This is a genomic window from Hymenobacter sp. DG25B (genome assembly GCF_000801315.1).
GTDB lineage: Bacteria > Bacteroidota > Bacteroidia > Cytophagales > Hymenobacteraceae > Hymenobacter.
The window spans coordinates 2,198,197-2,216,027 of the sequence record NZ_CP010054.1 but is presented as its reverse complement, the minus strand read 5'-3'; the positions used below and the strand labels follow the sequence as shown (position 1 = coordinate 2,216,027).

Genomic DNA, 17,831 nt, shown 5'->3' with positions numbered 1-17,831 from the left:
CTATCTGCTGCTGCGCATTGGGATTTGTGAAATAAAAGTATAGCTGAAGGCTGATCAGACGTCTTATTCAGTGGGTTTTTGCGCGCCACTGACAGCCAATGAGTTAGCATAATTCACCAGATACGCCAACTCGTGGGGTTTGGAAAACCCTAGGTTGTAGCGACGGGCAAACTCTTGTATTTGCGGAATGTAATTTTGAAAAGCGGCGTAAAACTCCTTTTCTGGCTCCCGCAGATACCGCAGGCTGCCATCGGAATACGATAGATAAAACCCGTCTTTCTTTGCTATTTGTTTGTATGTACTGCCTGTACTGCCGGGGGCGCCCGCTACATGCTGCGTTTTCAGGAACAGTGCCTGACGGCTGAGCAGTACTACCGGGCCGGCGCTCAGTTGCTCAAAGTAACCTAGCCCTCGGAAGTTGCTGTGATCCTCAGCCCGAGACCAACGATAGGTTTGGAATACCCGGCTCACCTGCGGCGGCATCTCCCACAATTTTTGCGGCTTCGGTTCCGTCGGGAAGCCGGCTTTACCCGGGTAGTAGCCTTGCCTCATCGGCTCGAAATCGTAACGTTTCTTCGTGTCGAAGTCGACAGGCTGCTCCTGCCGCACAGTGAAATGGGTGACATGCACTGAGGGCAATACTTTCTGGCCTTGCTGATTCAGCACTAGCATGTCTTCGCTCCAGTAAAGCGTAACGGGGCCCTTCAAAGTTTCTCCGTTAGTAAGAGCTACTTCGGCCCAGCCAAACTCCTTGGCGAATTTTTGGGCATTATACTTTTCGGTGAATTGCGCCTGGGCTGCCACGTTGGCCCCCAGCAAAGAGCCTAATAGTAGAGTGGTAAAATAGTGGAAGTTCATTAGATAAGAATAATGGAAAGGAGCTATAAAGCTACGGTGAATAAGCCGCTTATGCTGCCTATTCACCGTAGTAAGTATTAAGATAGCGCCTCGCGCTACTTAGTTGCCGTGGGTGTTTACGCGGCTGCTTTATGCCGGCCGCAGCTTACTGAGAATGGTGTGGCCCAGCTTGTCCCGCTTGGTGGTCAGGTACCGCTCGTTGTGCTCGTTTGGAATAATTTCGATGGGCACGGTATCCACTATTTCCAGGCCGTAGCCGATGAGGCCGGTGCGCTTGCGGGGGTTGTTGGTGAGCAGGTGCATTTTGCTGATGCCCAGGTCGCGCAGAATTTGGGCACCCACGCCGTAGTCGCGCTCATCCATGCCAAAGCCCAGCTCAATGTTGGCTTCCACGGTGTCGCGGCCCTGCTCCTGCAGCTTGTAAGCTTTCAGCTTGTTGAGCAGGCCAATACCGCGGCCCTCCTGATTCATATACACCAAAACGCCTTTACCGGCCTTTTCAATCTGCTGCATGGCATGGTGCAGCTGGGGGCCGCAGTCGCAGCGGCAGGAGCCGAAAATGTCGCCGGTAACGCAGCTGGAGTGCACGCGCACCAGCACCGGCTCGCCGGGGGTCAGGTCGCCTTTCACCAGGGCCAGGTGCTGGGCACCGTTGGAGCGCTGGGTGTAGGCATACAGGTCAAAATCGCCCCACTCGGTAGGCAGCTGCACAGAAATTTCGCGGGTAATGAGGCTTTCTTTCTCCAGGCGATACTTGATGAGGTCCTGTACCGAAATCAGCTTCAGGTCCCAGCGCTTGGCTACTTCCCGAAGTTCCGGCAGGCGGGCCATTTCGCCGTCTTCCTTCAGAATTTCCACCAACACGCCGGCGGGCTCAAACCCGGCCAGCCGGGCCAGGTCTACGGCCGCCTCGGTGTGACCGGCGCGGCGTAGCACGCCTTCCTTGCGGGCTTTGAGGGGGAAGATGTGGCCGGGTTTACCCAGCTCCTCGGGCTTGGTATCGGGGTCGATGAGGGCCAGGATGGTTTTGCTGCGGTCGGAAGCAGAAATACCGGTGGTTACGCCGTTCTTCAGCAGGTCAATAGAAACCGTGAAGGGCGTGGCGTGCAGGGCCGTGTTGCGGCCCACCATCAGCTCCAGGCCCAACTGCTCGCAGCGGTCTTCCAGCAACGGGGCACACACCAGGCCGCGGCCATGGGTGGCCATGAAATTCACAATTTCAGGGGTGGCGCAGCGGGCGGCGCAGATAAAGTCGCCTTCGTTTTCGCGGTCCTCATCATCTACTACAATAACCACTTTACCGGCGCGGATGTCGGCAATGGCATCTTCAATCGAATCAAGCATACTGGCTGGGTTGGGCGGGAAAAAGAAAGGCACGCCCGGCATGTAAACCGCAACGGCGGCGCGAAGTTACGCCTCTGGCCGCAGCCTACCCAAGGTGACGGCATTTTCGGTGTTATGAGGGCAGCCCGACGGCTATTCGGCGGCCAGCTCCGTGGCCCGCTGCCGGGCCGCCTGGATGCCGGCTATCAGGGTTTCGGTGAGGTTTCCCTGGGCAAAGCGGCGCAGGGCAGCCTCGGTGGTGCCGCCTTTGGAGGCCACATCCGCAATGAGCTCATCCAGGTTTTTCTCTGAGTTATTGAGCAAATGATAGGACCCCAACATGGTCTGCTTTACCAGCAGGGCTGCCACCGACTCCGAAAAGCCCATTTGCCGGCCCGCTTCAATCATGCCTTTCACCAGGAAATAAAAGTAAGCCGGGCCGCTGCCACTCAGGGCCGTCACGGCATCCAGCAGGCTTTCATCTTCCAGAAAAATAGCGCGCCCGGTAGCGTTCAGAAGGTTTTCTATCTGATGCAGGCGCAGCCGCTCCACCTCCGGCGCCGCCGAGAAACCCGTGATGCCCATGCCCAGCAACGCCGGCGTGTTGGGCATGGCGCGCAGCACTTGGCCATGGCCCAGCTCCCGCTGCAGGCGGGCAATGGGGATACCCGCCATGATGGAGAGCACCACCTGTTCCGGCCGCAATACAGCGGCCAGGTCTCCGGCCATGCGGCCAAAATCCTGGGGCTTGATGGCAATCAGAACTACGTTGCAGGTGCTTACCTGCGCATCGAGCAGGCCGGTGGGCAAGCTGGGATGGGCCTGCCGCAGCCGCTGGCAGTGCTCGGCATGGCGACCAATCAGGAGCAGGTCCTGTGGCTCTACCAGGTTATAATGCAGAAAGGACTTGGCGAAGGCCAGCCCCATATTGCCGCACCCCACAATAGCAATCCGCAGCTGTTTCATAATGGTTTGATGTTGTTGGTATTAAGTGGCTGATTCCGGTTCTCCCATCGTACTGAGTTTACCCCAGCATTGAGAAGAATCGACCAGAAAACAGCCAGGAACAGCCAGCCGAAAATCTTACTTAGCCGCCTGCTGAAAGCGTTGGGTGGGCTGCCAGACGGTGGTTTTAATACCGCGCAGGTAGCGCCAGAGGCCCAGCAGCAACGCCGCATTCATGCTGTAAAAGTGCGTAATGAAGCGCAGCAGCCGGTTATGGATACCCGCCTGCCGCAGCAGCCAGTCGAGGGGCAGTAGTAGCAGCAGCCCCTGCTGGCCCAGCAGCGTAAGCCCGTAAAACCAGCCGGCTCCTTCTGCCACCAGCACGGTATTGGCCAGCAGCAGCAGCAGCAGGAAAAAAGGGGTAAACCAGCGAAGCACTTTGTGCGACCAGAACGCATACGCCCGCCCCGACCACATCGGCCAGAGCAGCCCGCGGAACACGCGCAGGTTCTGGAAGTTGCCGGCCGAGATGCGCGCCTTGCGCCGGAATTCCTCCGGCAGCCGGTCTGATACGTCCTCGTAGCATACTGCCTGCAGTTCATTAATAGCCTGATAGCCCGCCTGCAGCACCGCCAGGGAAATGTAGAAGTCGTCGACGAGGAAGTGGGCCGGGGCCGGTTGGTAGGCAGCGCGGCGCACGGCAAAGCAGCCCCCAAAGGCTCCTATCATAGTTCCCCACACCACGCCCTCCTGGTACTTAATCAGGTTTTCCCGCTCCAGGTACGCTTTTTCCTGGCCGGAAATGCCTTCCTGGCGGTGCTCCGGGTTCAGGATGTTACCGCCCACCAAACCAATAGCCGGGTTGCAGAAATGCTTCACCAGGTGGTAAAGCGTATCGGGCGCAAAAAATACGTTGGCATCCGTGAGAACCAGAACCGGCGCGGCGGCTTCCCGGGAAAGCGCCTCCATAACACCGGGCTTGCCGGTGCGCTGGGAGAAAGGCCGGAACCGGATTTGGGGATATTGCTGCTGCAGGCGCTCTACCAGGGCATGCGTTTGGTCGGCAGAATTATCAGAACCGATGTAGAAAGTGAGCCGGTCCAGCGGGTAGGTGGTGGTAAACGTGGAATGAATTTTTTCCTCGATTACCTGCTCTTCATTGTGCACGGCCAGCAGGATATCCACGGCGGGCAGGTTCTCATCATCAGCCGTATATACCTGCGCATTTTGCCGGCGGCCGCGCGCCTGCCGCGCCAGCAGCCAGGGAAACAGCACGTAGGTATGCGCTACCAGCAGCAGACTCAGCCAGAAAACCACGGCGGCCACGGCGCTGATCATGCCGGCCGAGGGATTAGCGTGCGGTACAGCTCCTCAAATTTCTCAATAATGCGGTGGTTGTCGTAGAGGCTTTGCACCGTGGCAGCGGCCTCCTCTCCCATCTTATCGTGGCATAAATCTCCGTGATAATACCGCTCAATGCGCTCCACCCATTCTTCCGGGTCATCGCAGAGAATAATGTCTTTGTTGTTCTGGCAGTAAATGCCTTCGGAGCCCACACCAGTACTCAGAATACACTTGCCCAGCGCCATGCCTTCAATGATTTTGACGCGCATGCCGCCCCCGGAAAGCAGGGGCACCAGCATCAGCTCATACTGCTGCATAAACTCGGCGGCGGAGTCTACAAAACCGTGCACTACCACCCGGGGCAGGCGCATCTGCTGGTAGCGTTCGGGCATGTCTTTGCCCGCCAGGTGCAGCTCCAGATCGGGCAGGCGGTCCGTGATGCGCGGCCACACCTGCGTTAGAAACCAGTCCAGCCCTTCCTGATTGGGCAGCCAGTTCAGGGAGCTGATCATGAACAGGGTGCGCGGCCGGGCATGAATGGCCTTATTGCGCCGGAAGCGCTGCAGATCAACCCCGGCCGGAATAAACACAATCGGCTCCCGGCAGCCCAACTCCCGCAGGCGGCGCTGGTCGGGCTCCGTAATGGCGGCAATGGCATCAAACCGGGGCAGATACGCCTGCTCAAAACGGCGCAGACCCGCCGCCAGGTGGCCCAAATACCAGCGCTTTGCCGGGTTGGTTTCCCGGCTGGCCAGCATTTGCCAGATGCCATGCTCCAGATTGTGAGCCCGCAGCACCACGGGCACCGTGGGCGCCGCGGCCCGCACCACCTCCACGTACCAGGCCACAAACGTGCCTTCTATCTGAACAACATCAAACCGCTCCGTGCGCAGCAGCTCCCGCAAAGCCGCCGTGAATGCCGGGCTGATAAACCGCTCCACGTTATATGGCACCTGGCCGAAAGCCAGGTTGCGCAGTGCTTTCCAGGGCGAGAGCCGGGTATCTACCGGAACGGTTTGGAGCCGCACGCCGGGCAGGTGCTCCAGCACGTGGGCGGGCTGAAAATGCTTGGGCGTGTTGATGGCCAGCACGGTTACCTCGTGGCCGGCGCGGGCCAGGCCCGCCGCCACATCATACATGGCAATAGCGCCACCATCATGCGGCGGAAACGGAACACGCGGACAGAGTTGCAGAACACGCACAGAGTCAGTCAGCTAGCGAAAACATCTAATCCTAAGCTGCTGCAAAGCTACACTTCCCGCCGCAAGTAGTGCTGGGCTTAAGGCAGAAACTGCTGCTCCAGCAGCTTAATCTGGGTTTCGGTACCCAACAGCAGCAGTACGTCGCCAGGGGCGGGGCGCACATCGGCGCTGGGGCTCACCACAAACTCTCCGGAGCTGAGCTTCAGGCCGATAACGGTAGCCCCGCTGCGGGAGCGAATATCCAGCTCCCGGATGCTTTTGCCCTGAAACTCCCGGCGCACGCCGGCGTAGCGCAACTCCTCCAGACGGAGCTTATCGGGCCCCAGGCCCGATATCATTTCCAAGAACCGGATTACCTCAGGGCGCACCACCAGGTTGGCCATGTGCGAGCCCCCTATTTCATCGGGCATCACCACGGAGTCGGCGCCGGCGCGCAGCAGCTTGGCCTCGCTTGATTTCAGGCTGGCGCGGGCAATAATCTTGATTTTAGGGTTCAGCTCGCGGGCCGTGAGGGCCACAAACACGTTGTCGGAGTCTTTGGGCAGGGCCGTAATGAGGGCGGCGGCGCGCTCAATGCCGGCCGCCAGCAGGGTTTCATCGGAAGTAGCATCGCCAAACACGGCGGGCACCTCCCCCATGCCGGCCTCCAGCCGGTCGCGCATCAGCTTCTGATTTTGCTCTATCACCACCACGCGGGCGCCGTTGCTGCGCAGTTCGTGGTAGGCTTTGCTGCCGTTGCGGCCGAAGCCGCAAACAATTACGTGCCCGCTGAAACGCCGGATTTCCTGGTCAGTTTTGAACATATGGAAGATGTTACGCAGCTCGCCATCAAAAATATAAGTAGTGAGTACCGACACGAGGTAGGCCACCACCAGCAGGTTGAAAAAGATATACAGCGAGACAAACAGGCGCCCGGTCTGGTCCATGGTATGCAGCTCCCCAAAGCCCACCGTAGACACGGTAATCATGGTCATGTAAAAGGCATCGACCACATTGTAGCCGCCAAAATACATGAACCCGCTCACGCCGGTACACAGGCTAAGCGCCGTAACGCCCAGCGCAATTACAAACCGGCTCAGGTTGGCCCGCTTCCAGACGGAGGGCGGCAACGGCGAATACTGAATTTGATTTAAGCGCACGGAGCTAAGTTAGGCGCATGGCGCTGCTATGCAATATTGCGTGGTATAACGGTGCCCAAATGGGCGGCCAGCTCATTATCCAGGCGCTTATACAGCATCAGGTTTTCCAGAATCCGGTCTACGGCGGCGGGGTCCTGGGCCAGGCGCAGCTCCAGCTGCAACTTGTTTAGCTCGCGCTGCACTACTTCTTTCTTCAGGCGCAGAATGGCGTTGTCGCAGGCCTGCTGAATGAGGTCCAGCTCGCGCGGTACGTGAATCTGGTGGGTAGTCCAGTTGGGGCTGAGCTCGTGCTTCTCGGTGGCCAGGTCGCCAATGAGGGCGCGGATATCGGAGCGGCTGTGCTGGATGAGGTTGCGTATCTCGGGCCAGCGGCCCTGCTCCATTTCCTGCTGGCACCAGTGGAGCACATCGGCGTAGAGCGGCGTGCGCAGGGGCGTTTCTTCCAGCTGGGCAATCAGGTACTGGGCCACGGCCACTTCCTCCGTCAGGGGCTGGGGGGCGTAAAGCACCAGCAGGCGCACAATTTCCCGCTCACAGGTTTGCAGCACGTCGCCAATGGGCTCCAGCTCGTCGCGGCCGGGTGTGGCCGCGCCGCCCAGCTCGTCGGGCGTGGCGCCGTACATCAGCGCCTCGGCTTCTTCTTCCGGTGAAAGTGCGCGTGGAGCGGCCGCCGGGGGCTGCTGACCTAACCCGCTGGGCGCGCTGCCCGGCGAAGGCGAGGCTTTCTGGGTGGCATTCTTGACCAGCTTGTTATACTCGGTGATAAGCACCTGCTCATCAATACCGAAGGTGTTGCTGGTTTGCTGCAAAAACACTTGCCGCTTAATGGGGTCCGGCACTTTGGCAATGCTTTGGAGCACTTCCCGAATAGCTTCGGCCTTTTTTACCGGGTCGTGGGCGGCTTCTTTGGCTACCAGCTGGGTTTTGAAGGTGATGAAGTCCTGACTGGCGTTTTCCAGGTGGTCCTTGAAGCGCTGGTCGCCTACTTTGCGGATGTAGCTGTCGGGGTCGTCGCCGTCCGGGAACAGCACCACGCGCACGTTCAGGCCGCCTTCCAGCAGCATATCAATTCCGCGCAGCGAGGCCCTAATGCCGGCCGCGTCGCCGTCATACAGCACCGTTACATTATCAGAATAGCGCTTAATCAGGCGGATTTGGCCTTCGGTGAGCGAGGTACCCGAGGAGGCTACCACGTTTTTGATGCCGCCCTGGTGCAGGCTCAGCACATCCAGGTAGCCCTCCACCAAGTAGCACTGCTCCTCGGTGCGAATAGCCTGCCGGCTCTGGTACAGGCCGTAGAGCACATCGGACTTATGGTAGATTTCCGACTCCGGCGAGTTCAGGTACTTGGCCGTTTTGTCGTTGGCCTTGAGTGTGCGCGCACCAAAGCCCACCACGCGCCCCGATACGTTGTGAATGGGGAACATGACGCGGCCCCGGAACCGGTCGTAGCGGCGGCCGGTGTCTTTGCCCTGCTCGTCTTCCTTAACGATGGTGAGGCCGGTTTTCTCGAGGTATTTCTTGTCGTAGCCGTCCCGCTCGGCGGCTTTCAGCAGGTCGTCCCAGAGGTCGAGGGAGTAGCCCAGCTCGAAGGTTTGAATGGTGTTCTGATTCAGGCCGCGCTGGCGCAGGTAGCTCAGACCAATGCTCTGGCCTTCCTCGTGGTGCAGCAGCAGCTTGTGGTAGTGGTCCTTAGCCCAGTTGGAGACGATGAACTGGGAGTCCTTGTCGTTCTGGGCCAGCTGCTGCTCGGGCGTTTTTTCTTCCTCCTGAACATCAATACCGTACTTTTTGGCCAGGTATTTCAGGGCCTCCACGTAGCTGGTACCCTCAATATCCATAATAAACTGCACCACGCCCCCCGCCTTGCCGCAGCCAAAGCACTTGTACAGGCCCTTGGCTGGCGCTACCGAAAAGCTCGGCGACTTTTCATGGTGGAACGGGCAGCAGGCCCACATATTCTGCCCTTTCCGCTTCAGGGAAACAAAGTCGCCGACGACTTCTACGATATCGGCGTGGTGCAGAATCTGGTCAATGGTTTCTTTGGGGATGCGGGCCATACGGTGCAAAGGTAGCGAGGAAGTACAACGATATGTAGCGCGAAGCTCCGGCTTCGCGCACGAGCTTCGCGAGTTCCTCCGCGTGGTTACACACGGCACCTTTCCGCCTACTCGCTTCGCTCGTCCGCGAAGCCGGAGCTTCGCGCTACATCCATTTCCGGCCACCTGCTTTCCGAACAACCACCGCCCGCTTTTCCGGGTTATCTTTGCGTTTCCTATCCGCCTTTTCCTTTCTGAATATAATGGCTACGATAACCAAAGAAGACGTCCTGAAAGCCCTCAGCTACGTGGAAGAGCCCGATCTGGGCAAAGACCTCGTCACGCTGAACATGATTGAGGACGTGGCAATTGAAGGCAAAACGGTGTCGTTCACTGTCGTGCTCACCACGCCCGCCTGCCCCCTGAAAGAGCTGATTCACAATGCCTGTGTGCGCGCCATTCATACTATGGTGGACAAAGAGGCCGACGTGAAAATCAGCATGACCTCCCGCGTGACCAGCATGCGCCAGAACCGCGACCTGCTGCCCGGCGTGAAGAACATCATTGCCATTGCCTCCGGTAAAGGCGGCGTGGGCAAAAGCACCGTAACGGCCAACCTGGCCATTGCGCTGGCCAAAACCGGCGCCAAAGTGGGCCTGGTAGATGCCGACATTTCCGGCCCCAGCATGCCGCTGATGTTTGGCGTGGAAGATGCCCGCCCCCACGTGTACCAGTCGCCAGAAGGCAAAAACCTGATTCAGCCCATTGAGAAGTTTGGGGTGAAGCTGATGAGCATAGGCTTCCTGGCCCCCGCTGAGTCGGCTATTGTGTGGCGCGGCCCCATGGCTTCGTCGGCGCTGAAGCAGTTTATCACGGAAGTAGACTGGGGCGAGCTGGACTACCTGCTCCTGGACATGCCTCCCGGAACCTCGGATATTCACCTGACCATGGTGCAGACGGTGCCCGTAACCGGCGCGCTCATCGTGACAACCCCGCAGAAAGTGGCCCTGGCCGATGCCGAGAAAGGCATGCAGATGTTCCGCCTCCCGCAGATTAATGTCCCCATTCTGGGCATAGTGGAGAATATGGCCTGGTTTACGCCCGCCGAGCTGCCCGACAACAAGTACTTCATCTTTGGCGAAGGCGGCGGGCAGCGGCTGGCCGAAAAGCACCAGGTGCCGCTGCTGGGCCACATTCCGCTGGTGCAGAGCATCCGCGAGAATGGCGACCAGGGCACGCCGGCTATTCTGGAGCCTGGCACTCCTTCGGCCGAGGTGTTTGCACAGCTGGCTGAAGAGCTGGCCCGGCAGGTATCCATCCGCAATGCCATTGCCCCGCGCACGCAGATAGTGGAAATGAAGGCCTAGCCTGTCGCGCTGCCGCATAAGCAGCGCGGCGGCAACTTTGCTGTCCGCCTGTTTGTTGCTCACTTACTCTGCCCAAAGCCTTACCTTTACGTACGCTTCCGCTGCTTATTCCTCTGTTTTGATTTCTCCCGCAGCGTTACCTTTTTTATCTATGAGCTATTCTCCTGCCGTAGCCGACCACCCTCTCCTGCCGCGCATCGAACAGGCCCTGGATACCATCCGTCCTTACCTGGCAGCCGATGGCGGCAATGTGCGCATCCTCAACATCACCGATGATATGGTGCTGCAGCTGGAGCTGCTGGGCGCCTGTGGCACCTGCCCCATGTCACCTATGACGCTTAAGGCCGGCGTGGAAGAATCGGTGAAGAAGGCCGTGCCGGAAATTCGGGCGGTGGAGGCCATTAATCTGACACCCATGCAGGAGCAGCCCGCCGGACAGGTTCGGTAGATTGATTTTTGCCTTATAAGACAAGCCCCGCTTTTACCATTTGTGGTGAAGGCGGGGCTTGGTGATTTGGGAGGTAAAGCTTTACGTATTAACGAAGGTGGGTCATATGAAAGTGGTCAGTTAAATATTTTTACAAATACGCAATAAAAATACATATATTAAATCTTCAACTACCTTGTTTACAATTAACAATATACTATTAATAAACGGTGTTTTTTTATATTTTTAATTGTTTAATTATTTCACTTGGCAGTTTTACACTTGACAATATTGAATTTTCATAATATCCTTTAGTGGCATCTAGCCCAAAAACTTTAAATATTTCATCTTTTATATATTTATTATTAGGATTACGCAAATCCCATTTCGATGTATACTCTCTTGCATTGTCAAAGCTAAAAACGCCTTTGTTCTCTATTGTTTTCCATACATCGACGCTGTCGTAATGTGGTCGAAATCCGATAGAGTAATAACCATAGGGATTATGGTCGAATGCGTTTTCACCTGCCACATATTTGCAGAATTTCTCTAGCGGCAGTTCTTTGTGTATTAAGCCCCACTGTAGAAATACTACTCCCCTTTGATCAATGCTATGTCCGTAAGAAATGGGAAAGTCAAATTCTTCATCTTTAATTTCTCTATGTCCAATTATTTCAAACTCTCCATATAATAGCAAATTGTCCATCATTACATCTGTTGGTAATTTTGGTTGATTATCAAGAATATTAATTCCAACACTTTTCTCTTTGCATTTACAAGCAAATAACTCAATAATTACTGGCGCACACATTAACAAGTTTAATCCATGAAAATCGTCTATTAATTTCTGATTCCTAATTTTCTTCACATCAAGAAGCACGCGACCAAAACCATAATTTAATCTATCAATTTTAAAACAGAAATAATCTCCTGATTTAAATTTTATGTTTTCTCTTTTTAGTTTTTTAAAATCCTTAACTTCAGCAAGATGATTTTCAGGCGAATTTTCTATAAAGTCATTTATGATTTCCGATACGCTCTTTTTAGATTGTTCTTCGTTGTCCCAACTGCTTGAATAAAAAGTGGTTTGAGAGGTATAATTCCCAATTATCAAGTTACCACAGTTAACACTTAGATATACGCCAGCTGGGTGGCGTGTATCTAAAACAGAAGCCGTTAACTTCTTTCCCTTTCCTTTGTCTGTTTTAGGCAAAAGTATAACTCTGTCTTTTGTCAGTTCATTGTACTGTTTTTCTGAATATTCATTTTCTGTTGAAAGAATGTGCCTTTTGATAGTATTTTTATCAAAATACAATATGCTCTCTGCACGATATTTGTCGCCTTTAAAAGTAACTCTGTCCCAATGGCTCTCAATGGGGTCAAGTCCGAAGTATTTTCGTTGTTCGTTTGTTAGTTCGTATGTCATCATATAATGGCTTCTAACATATCTATTTCCACTACTATACCTACTTGGAGCCATAGCGGCAATCAGCTGTGGTTGGCGCTCAAGGTAGCATCTTCGATTTGCCTGACCTAATCGGGTTCCGTAGCCGGCTTATCCATCATTTGGCAGCTTACCCTACCTTTGTGGCCAACCTATTCTCCCCGCTATGGCCAACCCGAACGACCCTACCCTGCATTCCTGGATTGATATTCCGCCCCACAGCGACTTCCCGATTCAGAACCTGCCGTTTGGCGTGTTTGAAACGGATGAGCGCGGCACCCGCGTGGGCGTGGCCATAGGGGAGTACGTGCTGGACTTGTATGCCGTAGCGCAGTATGGGTTTTTCGATGATCTGGGCCTGGGGGCAGCGCAGCCCAAAGTTTTCCGGCGGCGCACGCTCAATGCCTTTATTCGCCTGGGCCAGACGGCGTGGCGGGCCGTGCGCCAGCGCATCAGCGAGCTGTTGCGGCACGATAACCCCACCCTGCGCGATAATGAGGAGGCCATGCGCAACTGCCTGCTGCGCCAGCGCGAAGTGCGTATGCTGCGCCCCATCAAGCCCCATAACTACACCGATTTTTACAGCAGCATTGAGCATGCCACCAATGTGGGCACCATGTTCCGCGACCCAGCCAACGCCCTGCTGCCCAACTGGCGCCATATTCCTATTGGCTACCACGGCCGCACCAGCAGCATAGTAGTCAGTGGCACACCCATCCGCCGGCCCAACGGCCAGCGCAAAGCCCCCGATGCCGTGGCTCCTACCTTCGGCCCCTCCCAGCAATTGGATTTTGAGCTGGAAGTGGCCTTTGTAGTAGGCGACGGCACTACCATGGGCGAGACCATTCCGGTAGCCGAAGCCGAAGACCACATCTTTGGCCTGCTGCTATTCAACGACTGGAGCGCCCGCGACATTCAGAGCTGGGAATACGTGCCCCTGGGCCCGTTTCTGGGCAAGAACTTCGGCAGCAGCGTTTCGCCGTGGGTGGTAACCATGGATGCCCTGGAGCCATTCCGCGTGAGTGGCCCCGAGCAGGAGCCCCAACCCCTGCCCTACCTGCAGCTCGATGGCGACCATAACTTCGATATTCAGCTGGAAGTGCTGCTGCAGCTCAAAGACGGCCCGGAAACCGTTATCTGCCATTCCAACTTCCGGTACATGTACTGGAACATGGCCCAGCAGCTGGCCCACCACGCCAGCAATGGCTGCCCCATTGAGGTAGGCGACCTGTACGCCTCCGGCACCATCAGCGGCGCCACCCCGGATTCTTATGGCTCTATGCTGGAGCTTTCCTGGCGCGGCACCAAGCCCCTGCACCTTCCCGATGGCTCAGAGCGCAAGTTCCTGCAGGACGGCGACACAGTAATTATGCGTGGCTACGCCGAAAAAGACGGCCTGCGCATCGGCTTCGGTGAAGTGCGCGGCACGGTACTACCAGCCCCGGCATTGTAGGGCCCCAAAGCCCTTCAAGCCAGAGCACTACCCTGTCCATCATGTCATGCAGAGGTGCAGCCGAAGCATCTCGCGTGCTGCCATTGCTGGAAAAAGGCAGTCGTTAAGAAAAAAAAGAACGTCATGCTGAGCGCCGGCGAAGCATCTCGCTAGTGTGGTATACCCTGGCAACATCAGAACGCGAGATGCTTCGACTGTGCTCAGCATGACGGTTCTGATTGTGTTAACCCTAAAAAACCAAACAGTAAAAAGCCCGCTTCCGATACCGGAGGCGGGCTTTTTGCTGTTTGTGCAAGCGCTTATTTCTTACCCTCAATAATTTCATCCACTACCTGCGGGTCCAGCAAGGTAGAGGTGTCGCCCAGGTTGGAGATGTCACCCTCGGCTACTTTGCGCAGGATGCGGCGCATGATTTTGCCGGAGCGGGTTTTGGGCAACCCGGATACAATCTGAATTTTATCGGGCTTGGCAATTTTGCCGATTTCGGCCACGATGGTTTCAATGATGCTGGCCTCGATGTGGTCTTTGCCGGGTTTTTGCCCGGGTACTCCTTCGCGGCAGATAACGTAGGCGTAAATGCCCTGGCCCTTTACATCATGTGGGTAGCCTACAACGGCGCTTTCCACCACGTGCGGGTTTTGGTTGATGGCATTTTCGATTTCAGCCGTGCCGAAGCGGTGGCCCGATACGTTAATCACATCATCTACCCGACCAATAATACGGTACAGGCCGTCGGCGTCGCGGCGGGCACCGTCACCGGTGAAATAGTAGCCGGGGTACGGACCGAAGTAGGTCTGGCGGGCGCGCTCATGGTCGCCGTAGGTGGTGCGGATGATGCCGGGCCAGGACTGCTTGATGGCCAGGTAGCCTTCTTCCTCATTGCCTTCAATTTCCTGGCCTTCCTGCGTGAGCAACACCGGCTGCACACCGGGCAATGGCAGGCCCGCGTGGGTAGGCTTACTGGGCGTGATGCCGGCCAACGCCGAAATCATGATGCCGCCGGTTTCCGTCTGCCACCAGGTATCTACAATGGGGCACCGCTCTTTGCCCACGTGCTGGTAGTACCAGTACCACGCCTCCTCGTTGATGGGCTCGCCCACAGAGCCCAGCACGCGCAGGGAATCCAGCGAGTAGCTGAGCACGTTGTCCAGCGGGGCGGCCATCAGGCTGCGGATGGCCGTGGGCGCCGTGTAGAACACGCTGACGGAGTGCTTGTCAATCACTTCCCAGAAACGGCCGGCATCGGGGTACGTGGGTATGCCTTCGAACATGAGCGAGGTGCTGCCGGAAAGCAGGGGGCCGTAGAGCAGATAGGTGTGGCCGGTTACCCAGCCAATATCGGCGGTGCACCAGTACACGTCGTTTTCTTCCATCTGGAACACGTTCCGGAAGGTGTAGTCGGCCCACACCATGTAGCCGGCAGTGCTGTGTACCACGCCTTTAGGCTTGCCGGTACTGCCGCTGGTATAGAGAATGAACAGCGGGTCTTCGGCGTCCATCTCCTCGGCGGGGCAGGTTTTGGCTACGTCTTTGGCTTCTTCGTGGTACCATACGTCGCGGCCCTCGTGCATGTGCACGGGCCAGCCCAGGTGCTCCACCACAATCACGCGGCGTACGCTGGGGCAATGCTCCAGGGCTTCGTCTACCACGCGCTTCACCGGAATCTGTTTGGCGCCGCGGTTCAGGCCATCAGCCGTAAGCACCACGGTGGCCTGGGCATCGTTTACACGGTCGGCAATGGCGGTGGCGGAAAAGCCGGCAAAGATGACGGAGTGCACAGCGCCGATGCGGGCGCAGGCCAGCACCGCAATGGCCAGCTGCGGAATCATGGGCATGTACAGGCACACCCGGTCCCCCTTCTCCACGCCGTTGTTGTGCAGCACGTTAGCAAATTTGCAGACCTCCTGGTGCAGCTCCCGGTAAGTCAGGCGCAGGTGGCGCGTCTTGGTGTCGTTGGGCTCATATATAATAGCCAGCTTATTGCCGCGGGAAGCCAGGTGACGGTCCAGGCAATTTTCGGTGATGTTGAGGCGGGCCCCGGAAAACCACTCATTATGCCCGCCGGTCATATCGGAGACAAATACTTTATCCCACTTGCGCCGCCAGCTAAACGGCTCGGCTACCCCGGCCCAAAAGGCTTCCGGGTTTTCAACGCTGCGTTGGTAGGCATCGTGGTATTCTTCCAGCGTGCGGATACGGGCATGTTTCGTGGGATTTTCGGGCATGGGAATGGTGGTTTAGGGAGTTATTCGATGTCAAATATTTCTTGCTGTATTCTGAGGTAACCAGCGCCGGGCGTTGCTTAGGATGACAGCCGGGTTTCGGGCTTATCAAAGGCCAGGCCCATTTTGTGGCGACTCATCACCTGCCGGATTTCGTCCAGAATGACAGGGTCGTCGATGGTGGAAGGCACCGTGAAGTCGTCGCCGTCGGCCAGGTGGCGCAGGGTTTTACGCAGGATTTTACCGGAGCGGGTTTTGGGCAGGCGCTTCACTACGGCCGCCTGCCGGAAGCAGGCCACGGCACCAATTTGCTCCCGGATGCGCTGCACCAGCTCCTTTTCCAACAGCTCCTCGCTGATAGTCTGGCCGTCTTTCAGCACCACCAGCCCCACGGGCACCTGCCCGCGCAGCTCGCAGGCAATGCCCAGCACGGCGCACTCAGCCACGGCGGGGTGCGCCGCCAGCAGCTCTTCCATCTCGCCGGTGCTCAGGCGGTGGCCGGCCACGTTAATAACATCATCTACCCGGCCCATAATGTAGAGGTAGCCTTCTTCATCCTGATAGCCCCCGTCACCGGAAAAATAATACCCCGGAAAAGTCGTCAGGTAGCCGTGCTGAAAACGGGCATCATTGCGCCACAGGGTAGGCAGGCAGCCGGGCGGCAGGGGAAGCTTCACGGCTACCAGGCCAGTGGTATCAGCCGGCACGCGCTGGCCGGCTTCGTCCAGAATCTGCACATCGTAGCCGGGCACGGGGTGGCCCGCCGAGCCGGCGCGTGGCGGGGGCACATCCGCCAGGCCCACCATGGTGGCCAGCATGGGCCAGCCCGATTCCGTTTGCCACCAGTGGTCTACCACCGGCACGCCCAGGGTTTGGCCGGCCCAGTCGTAGGTGGCGGGGTCGCACCGCTCGCCGGCCAGGAAAAGGTAGCGCAGGCTGCTCAGGTCGTATTTGCGGGCCAGCGCCCCTTCATGGTCTTCCTTCTTGATGGCCCGGATGGCGGTGGGCGCCGTGAACAGCACCCGCACCTGATGGTCCTGCACCACGCGCCAGAATGTGCCGGCATCGGGCGTACGTACGGGCTTGCCTTCAAACAGCACGGTGGTGCAGCCGTGCAGCAGCGGCCCATATACAATGTAGCTGTGGCCCACGGCCCAGCCAATATCGGAGGCGGCCCAAAACGTCTCGCCGGGCTGCACCCCGTAAATAGCCGACATGCTGTATTTGAGCGCTACGGCGTGGCCCCCATGGTCCCGCACTACGCCTTTGGGCTTGCCAGTGGTGCCGCTGGTATAGAGAATATACAGCAGGTCGGTGGCATCTACGGGCACGGCGTCTACCGGCTCGGCCTGCAGCAGCTGTTGGTAGTCAACGTCGTGGGGAGCATGCAGCTCCGCGGTGGCGCATTCCCGCTGCAGCACTACCACGTGGGCTGGCTGATAGGTGGCCTGCCGGATGGCTTCGTCTACCAGGGGCTTGTAGGGAATCACCTTATCAATTTCAATTCCGGCGGAGGCGCAGATGATGAGGCGGGGCTGGGCGTCATCAATGCGCATGGCCAGCTCATGAGGTGCAAACCCGCCGAATACTACCGAGTGAATGGCTCCCAGCCGGGCGCAGGCCAACATAGCTACAACGGCTTCGGGCATGTTGGGCATGTAGATTATCACCCTGTCTCCTTTCTCAACACCCAGCGCCCGCAGGCCCCCGGCAAAGCGGGCCGTGAGGTTCAGCAGCTCCTCGTAGGTGTAGCGGCGCAGGGTCTGGGTTACCGGCGAGTCATACACCAGCGCTACCTGCCCGGCGCGGCCGTTGGCTACGTGGTAATCCAGGCACAAATAGGCTGTGTTCAGCTGCCCGCCCCGAAACCAGCGGTAAAAGCCCGTATCGGCATCCTGCGAAAGCACAGGCCGGGGTGGCTCCTGAAACCACTGGAGCTGCCGGGCCTGCACGGCCCAGAAAGCATCCGGATCGGCCAGGCTGGCGGCGTGGGCGGCTGCATACGTTGTGGGTTCCATGGTTTGGCAGAAAAAGAGGTGGGCGGAAATCAACTTATTTTTAAAGCAGA

The 17,831-nt window shown here is 57.4% G+C and carries 13 protein-coding genes; 3 read left to right on the top strand and 10 right to left on the bottom strand.

The genetic code is table 11. From position 1 onward, the window contains the following. Positions 1-63: 63 nt before the first annotated feature. The 7 genes from PK28_RS09390 to dnaG form a co-directional block, all read right to left on the bottom strand. Entirely contained in the window at positions 64-858 is a 795-nt protein-coding gene (locus PK28_RS09390; RefSeq protein ID WP_044513497.1) for a hypothetical protein, read from the bottom strand. A gap of 129 nt (positions 859-987) precedes the next feature. Then, positions 988-2,202 (bottom strand): bifunctional 3,4-dihydroxy-2-butanone-4-phosphate synthase/GTP cyclohydrolase II, encoded by a 1,215-nt coding sequence (locus PK28_RS09385; RefSeq protein ID WP_044516736.1) that lies wholly within the window; start codon positions 2,200-2,202, stop codon positions 988-990. A gap of 132 nt (positions 2,203-2,334) precedes the next feature. Beyond that, a complete protein-coding gene (gene proC / locus PK28_RS09380) occupies positions 2,335-3,138 on the bottom strand; it encodes a pyrroline-5-carboxylate reductase (RefSeq protein WP_044516734.1) in 804 nt (267 codons plus the stop codon). A 126-nt stretch (positions 3,139-3,264) separates the two neighbouring features. Then, positions 3,265-4,464: a glycosyltransferase gene (locus PK28_RS09375; protein WP_044513496.1), complete on the bottom strand. Its 1,200-nt coding sequence runs from the start codon at positions 4,462-4,464 to the stop codon at positions 3,265-3,267. After that, the gene (locus tag PK28_RS09370) at positions 4,461-5,672 is read right to left on the bottom strand and encodes a glycosyltransferase family 4 protein (protein ID WP_156126322.1); all 1,212 of its coding nucleotides are present in this window, start codon (positions 5,670-5,672) and stop codon (positions 4,461-4,463) included. The genes PK28_RS09375 and PK28_RS09370 overlap by 4 nt, the downstream gene beginning before the upstream one ends. A 77-nt stretch (positions 5,673-5,749) precedes the next feature. After that, complete coding sequence (locus PK28_RS09365) at positions 5,750-6,811, bottom strand: potassium channel family protein (RefSeq protein ID WP_044513495.1); 1,062 nt, start codon at positions 6,809-6,811, stop codon at positions 5,750-5,752. Between the two features lie 26 nt (positions 6,812-6,837). Further along, a complete protein-coding gene (dnaG, locus tag PK28_RS09360) occupies positions 6,838-8,871 on the bottom strand; it encodes a DNA primase (protein ID WP_044513494.1) in 2,034 nt (677 codons plus the stop codon). A 242-nt stretch (positions 8,872-9,113) separates the two neighbouring features. Here dnaG and PK28_RS09355 point away from each other — a divergent pair, with 242 nt between their 5' ends. Together PK28_RS09355 and PK28_RS09350 are read left to right on the top strand one after the other, a co-directional pair. Further along, positions 9,114-10,217, top strand: coding sequence for an Mrp/NBP35 family ATP-binding protein (locus PK28_RS09355; protein ID WP_044513493.1), 1,104 nt, complete (start codon positions 9,114-9,116; stop codon positions 10,215-10,217). Positions 10,218-10,368: 151 nt separating this feature from the next. Then, complete coding sequence (locus PK28_RS09350) at positions 10,369-10,665, top strand: NifU family protein (RefSeq protein WP_044513492.1); 297 nt, start codon at positions 10,369-10,371, stop codon at positions 10,663-10,665. 217 nt (positions 10,666-10,882) lie between these two features. On the opposite strand, the gene PK28_RS09345 is transcribed toward PK28_RS09350, so the two are convergent. Then, positions 10,883-12,073: an immunity 26/phosphotriesterase HocA family protein gene (locus tag PK28_RS09345; RefSeq protein WP_048825810.1), complete on the bottom strand. Its 1,191-nt coding sequence runs from the start codon at positions 12,071-12,073 to the stop codon at positions 10,883-10,885. A 181-nt stretch (positions 12,074-12,254) separates the two neighbouring features. Between PK28_RS09345 and fahA the strand changes: the two genes are divergently transcribed. Further along, complete coding sequence (gene fahA / locus PK28_RS09340; RefSeq protein WP_044513491.1) at positions 12,255-13,541, top strand: fumarylacetoacetase; 1,287 nt, start codon at positions 12,255-12,257, stop codon at positions 13,539-13,541. A 299-nt stretch (positions 13,542-13,840) separates the two neighbouring features. Here the strand turns inward: fahA and acs are convergent, their stop codons facing one another. After that, complete coding sequence (gene acs, locus PK28_RS09335; protein ID WP_044513490.1) at positions 13,841-15,766, bottom strand: acetate--CoA ligase; 1,926 nt, start codon at positions 15,764-15,766, stop codon at positions 13,841-13,843. A 77-nt stretch (positions 15,767-15,843) separates the two neighbouring features. Next, complete coding sequence (locus tag PK28_RS09330) at positions 15,844-17,781, bottom strand: propionyl-CoA synthetase (protein WP_044516728.1); 1,938 nt, start codon at positions 17,779-17,781, stop codon at positions 15,844-15,846. Between the last annotated feature and the right edge of the window lie 50 nt (positions 17,782-17,831).

Coding starts and splice junctions, on each gene's coding strand:
- PK28_RS09390 (WP_044513497.1), bottom strand. CDS start 858: ATGAACTTCCACTATTTTACCACTCTACTATTAGGCTCTTTGCTGGGG.
- PK28_RS09385 (WP_044516736.1), bottom strand. CDS start 2,202: ATGCTTGATTCGATTGAAGATGCCATTGCCGACATCCGCGCCGGTAAA.
- PK28_RS09375 (WP_044513496.1), bottom strand. CDS start 4,464: ATGATCAGCGCCGTGGCCGCCGTGGTTTTCTGGCTGAGTCTGCTGCTG.
- dnaG (WP_044513494.1), bottom strand. CDS start 8,871: ATGGCCCGCATCCCCAAAGAAACCATTGACCAGATTCTGCACCACGCC.
- PK28_RS09355 (WP_044513493.1), top strand. CDS start 9,114: ATGGCTACGATAACCAAAGAAGACGTCCTGAAAGCCCTCAGCTACGTG.
- PK28_RS09350 (WP_044513492.1), top strand. CDS start 10,369: ATGAGCTATTCTCCTGCCGTAGCCGACCACCCTCTCCTGCCGCGCATC.
- PK28_RS09345 (WP_048825810.1), bottom strand. CDS start 12,073: ATGATGACATACGAACTAACAAACGAACAACGAAAATACTTCGGACTT.
- fahA (WP_044513491.1), top strand. CDS start 12,255: ATGGCCAACCCGAACGACCCTACCCTGCATTCCTGGATTGATATTCCG.
- acs (WP_044513490.1), bottom strand. CDS start 15,766: ATGCCCGAAAATCCCACGAAACATGCCCGTATCCGCACGCTGGAAGAA.
- PK28_RS09330 (WP_044516728.1), bottom strand. CDS start 17,781: ATGGAACCCACAACGTATGCAGCCGCCCACGCCGCCAGCCTGGCCGAT.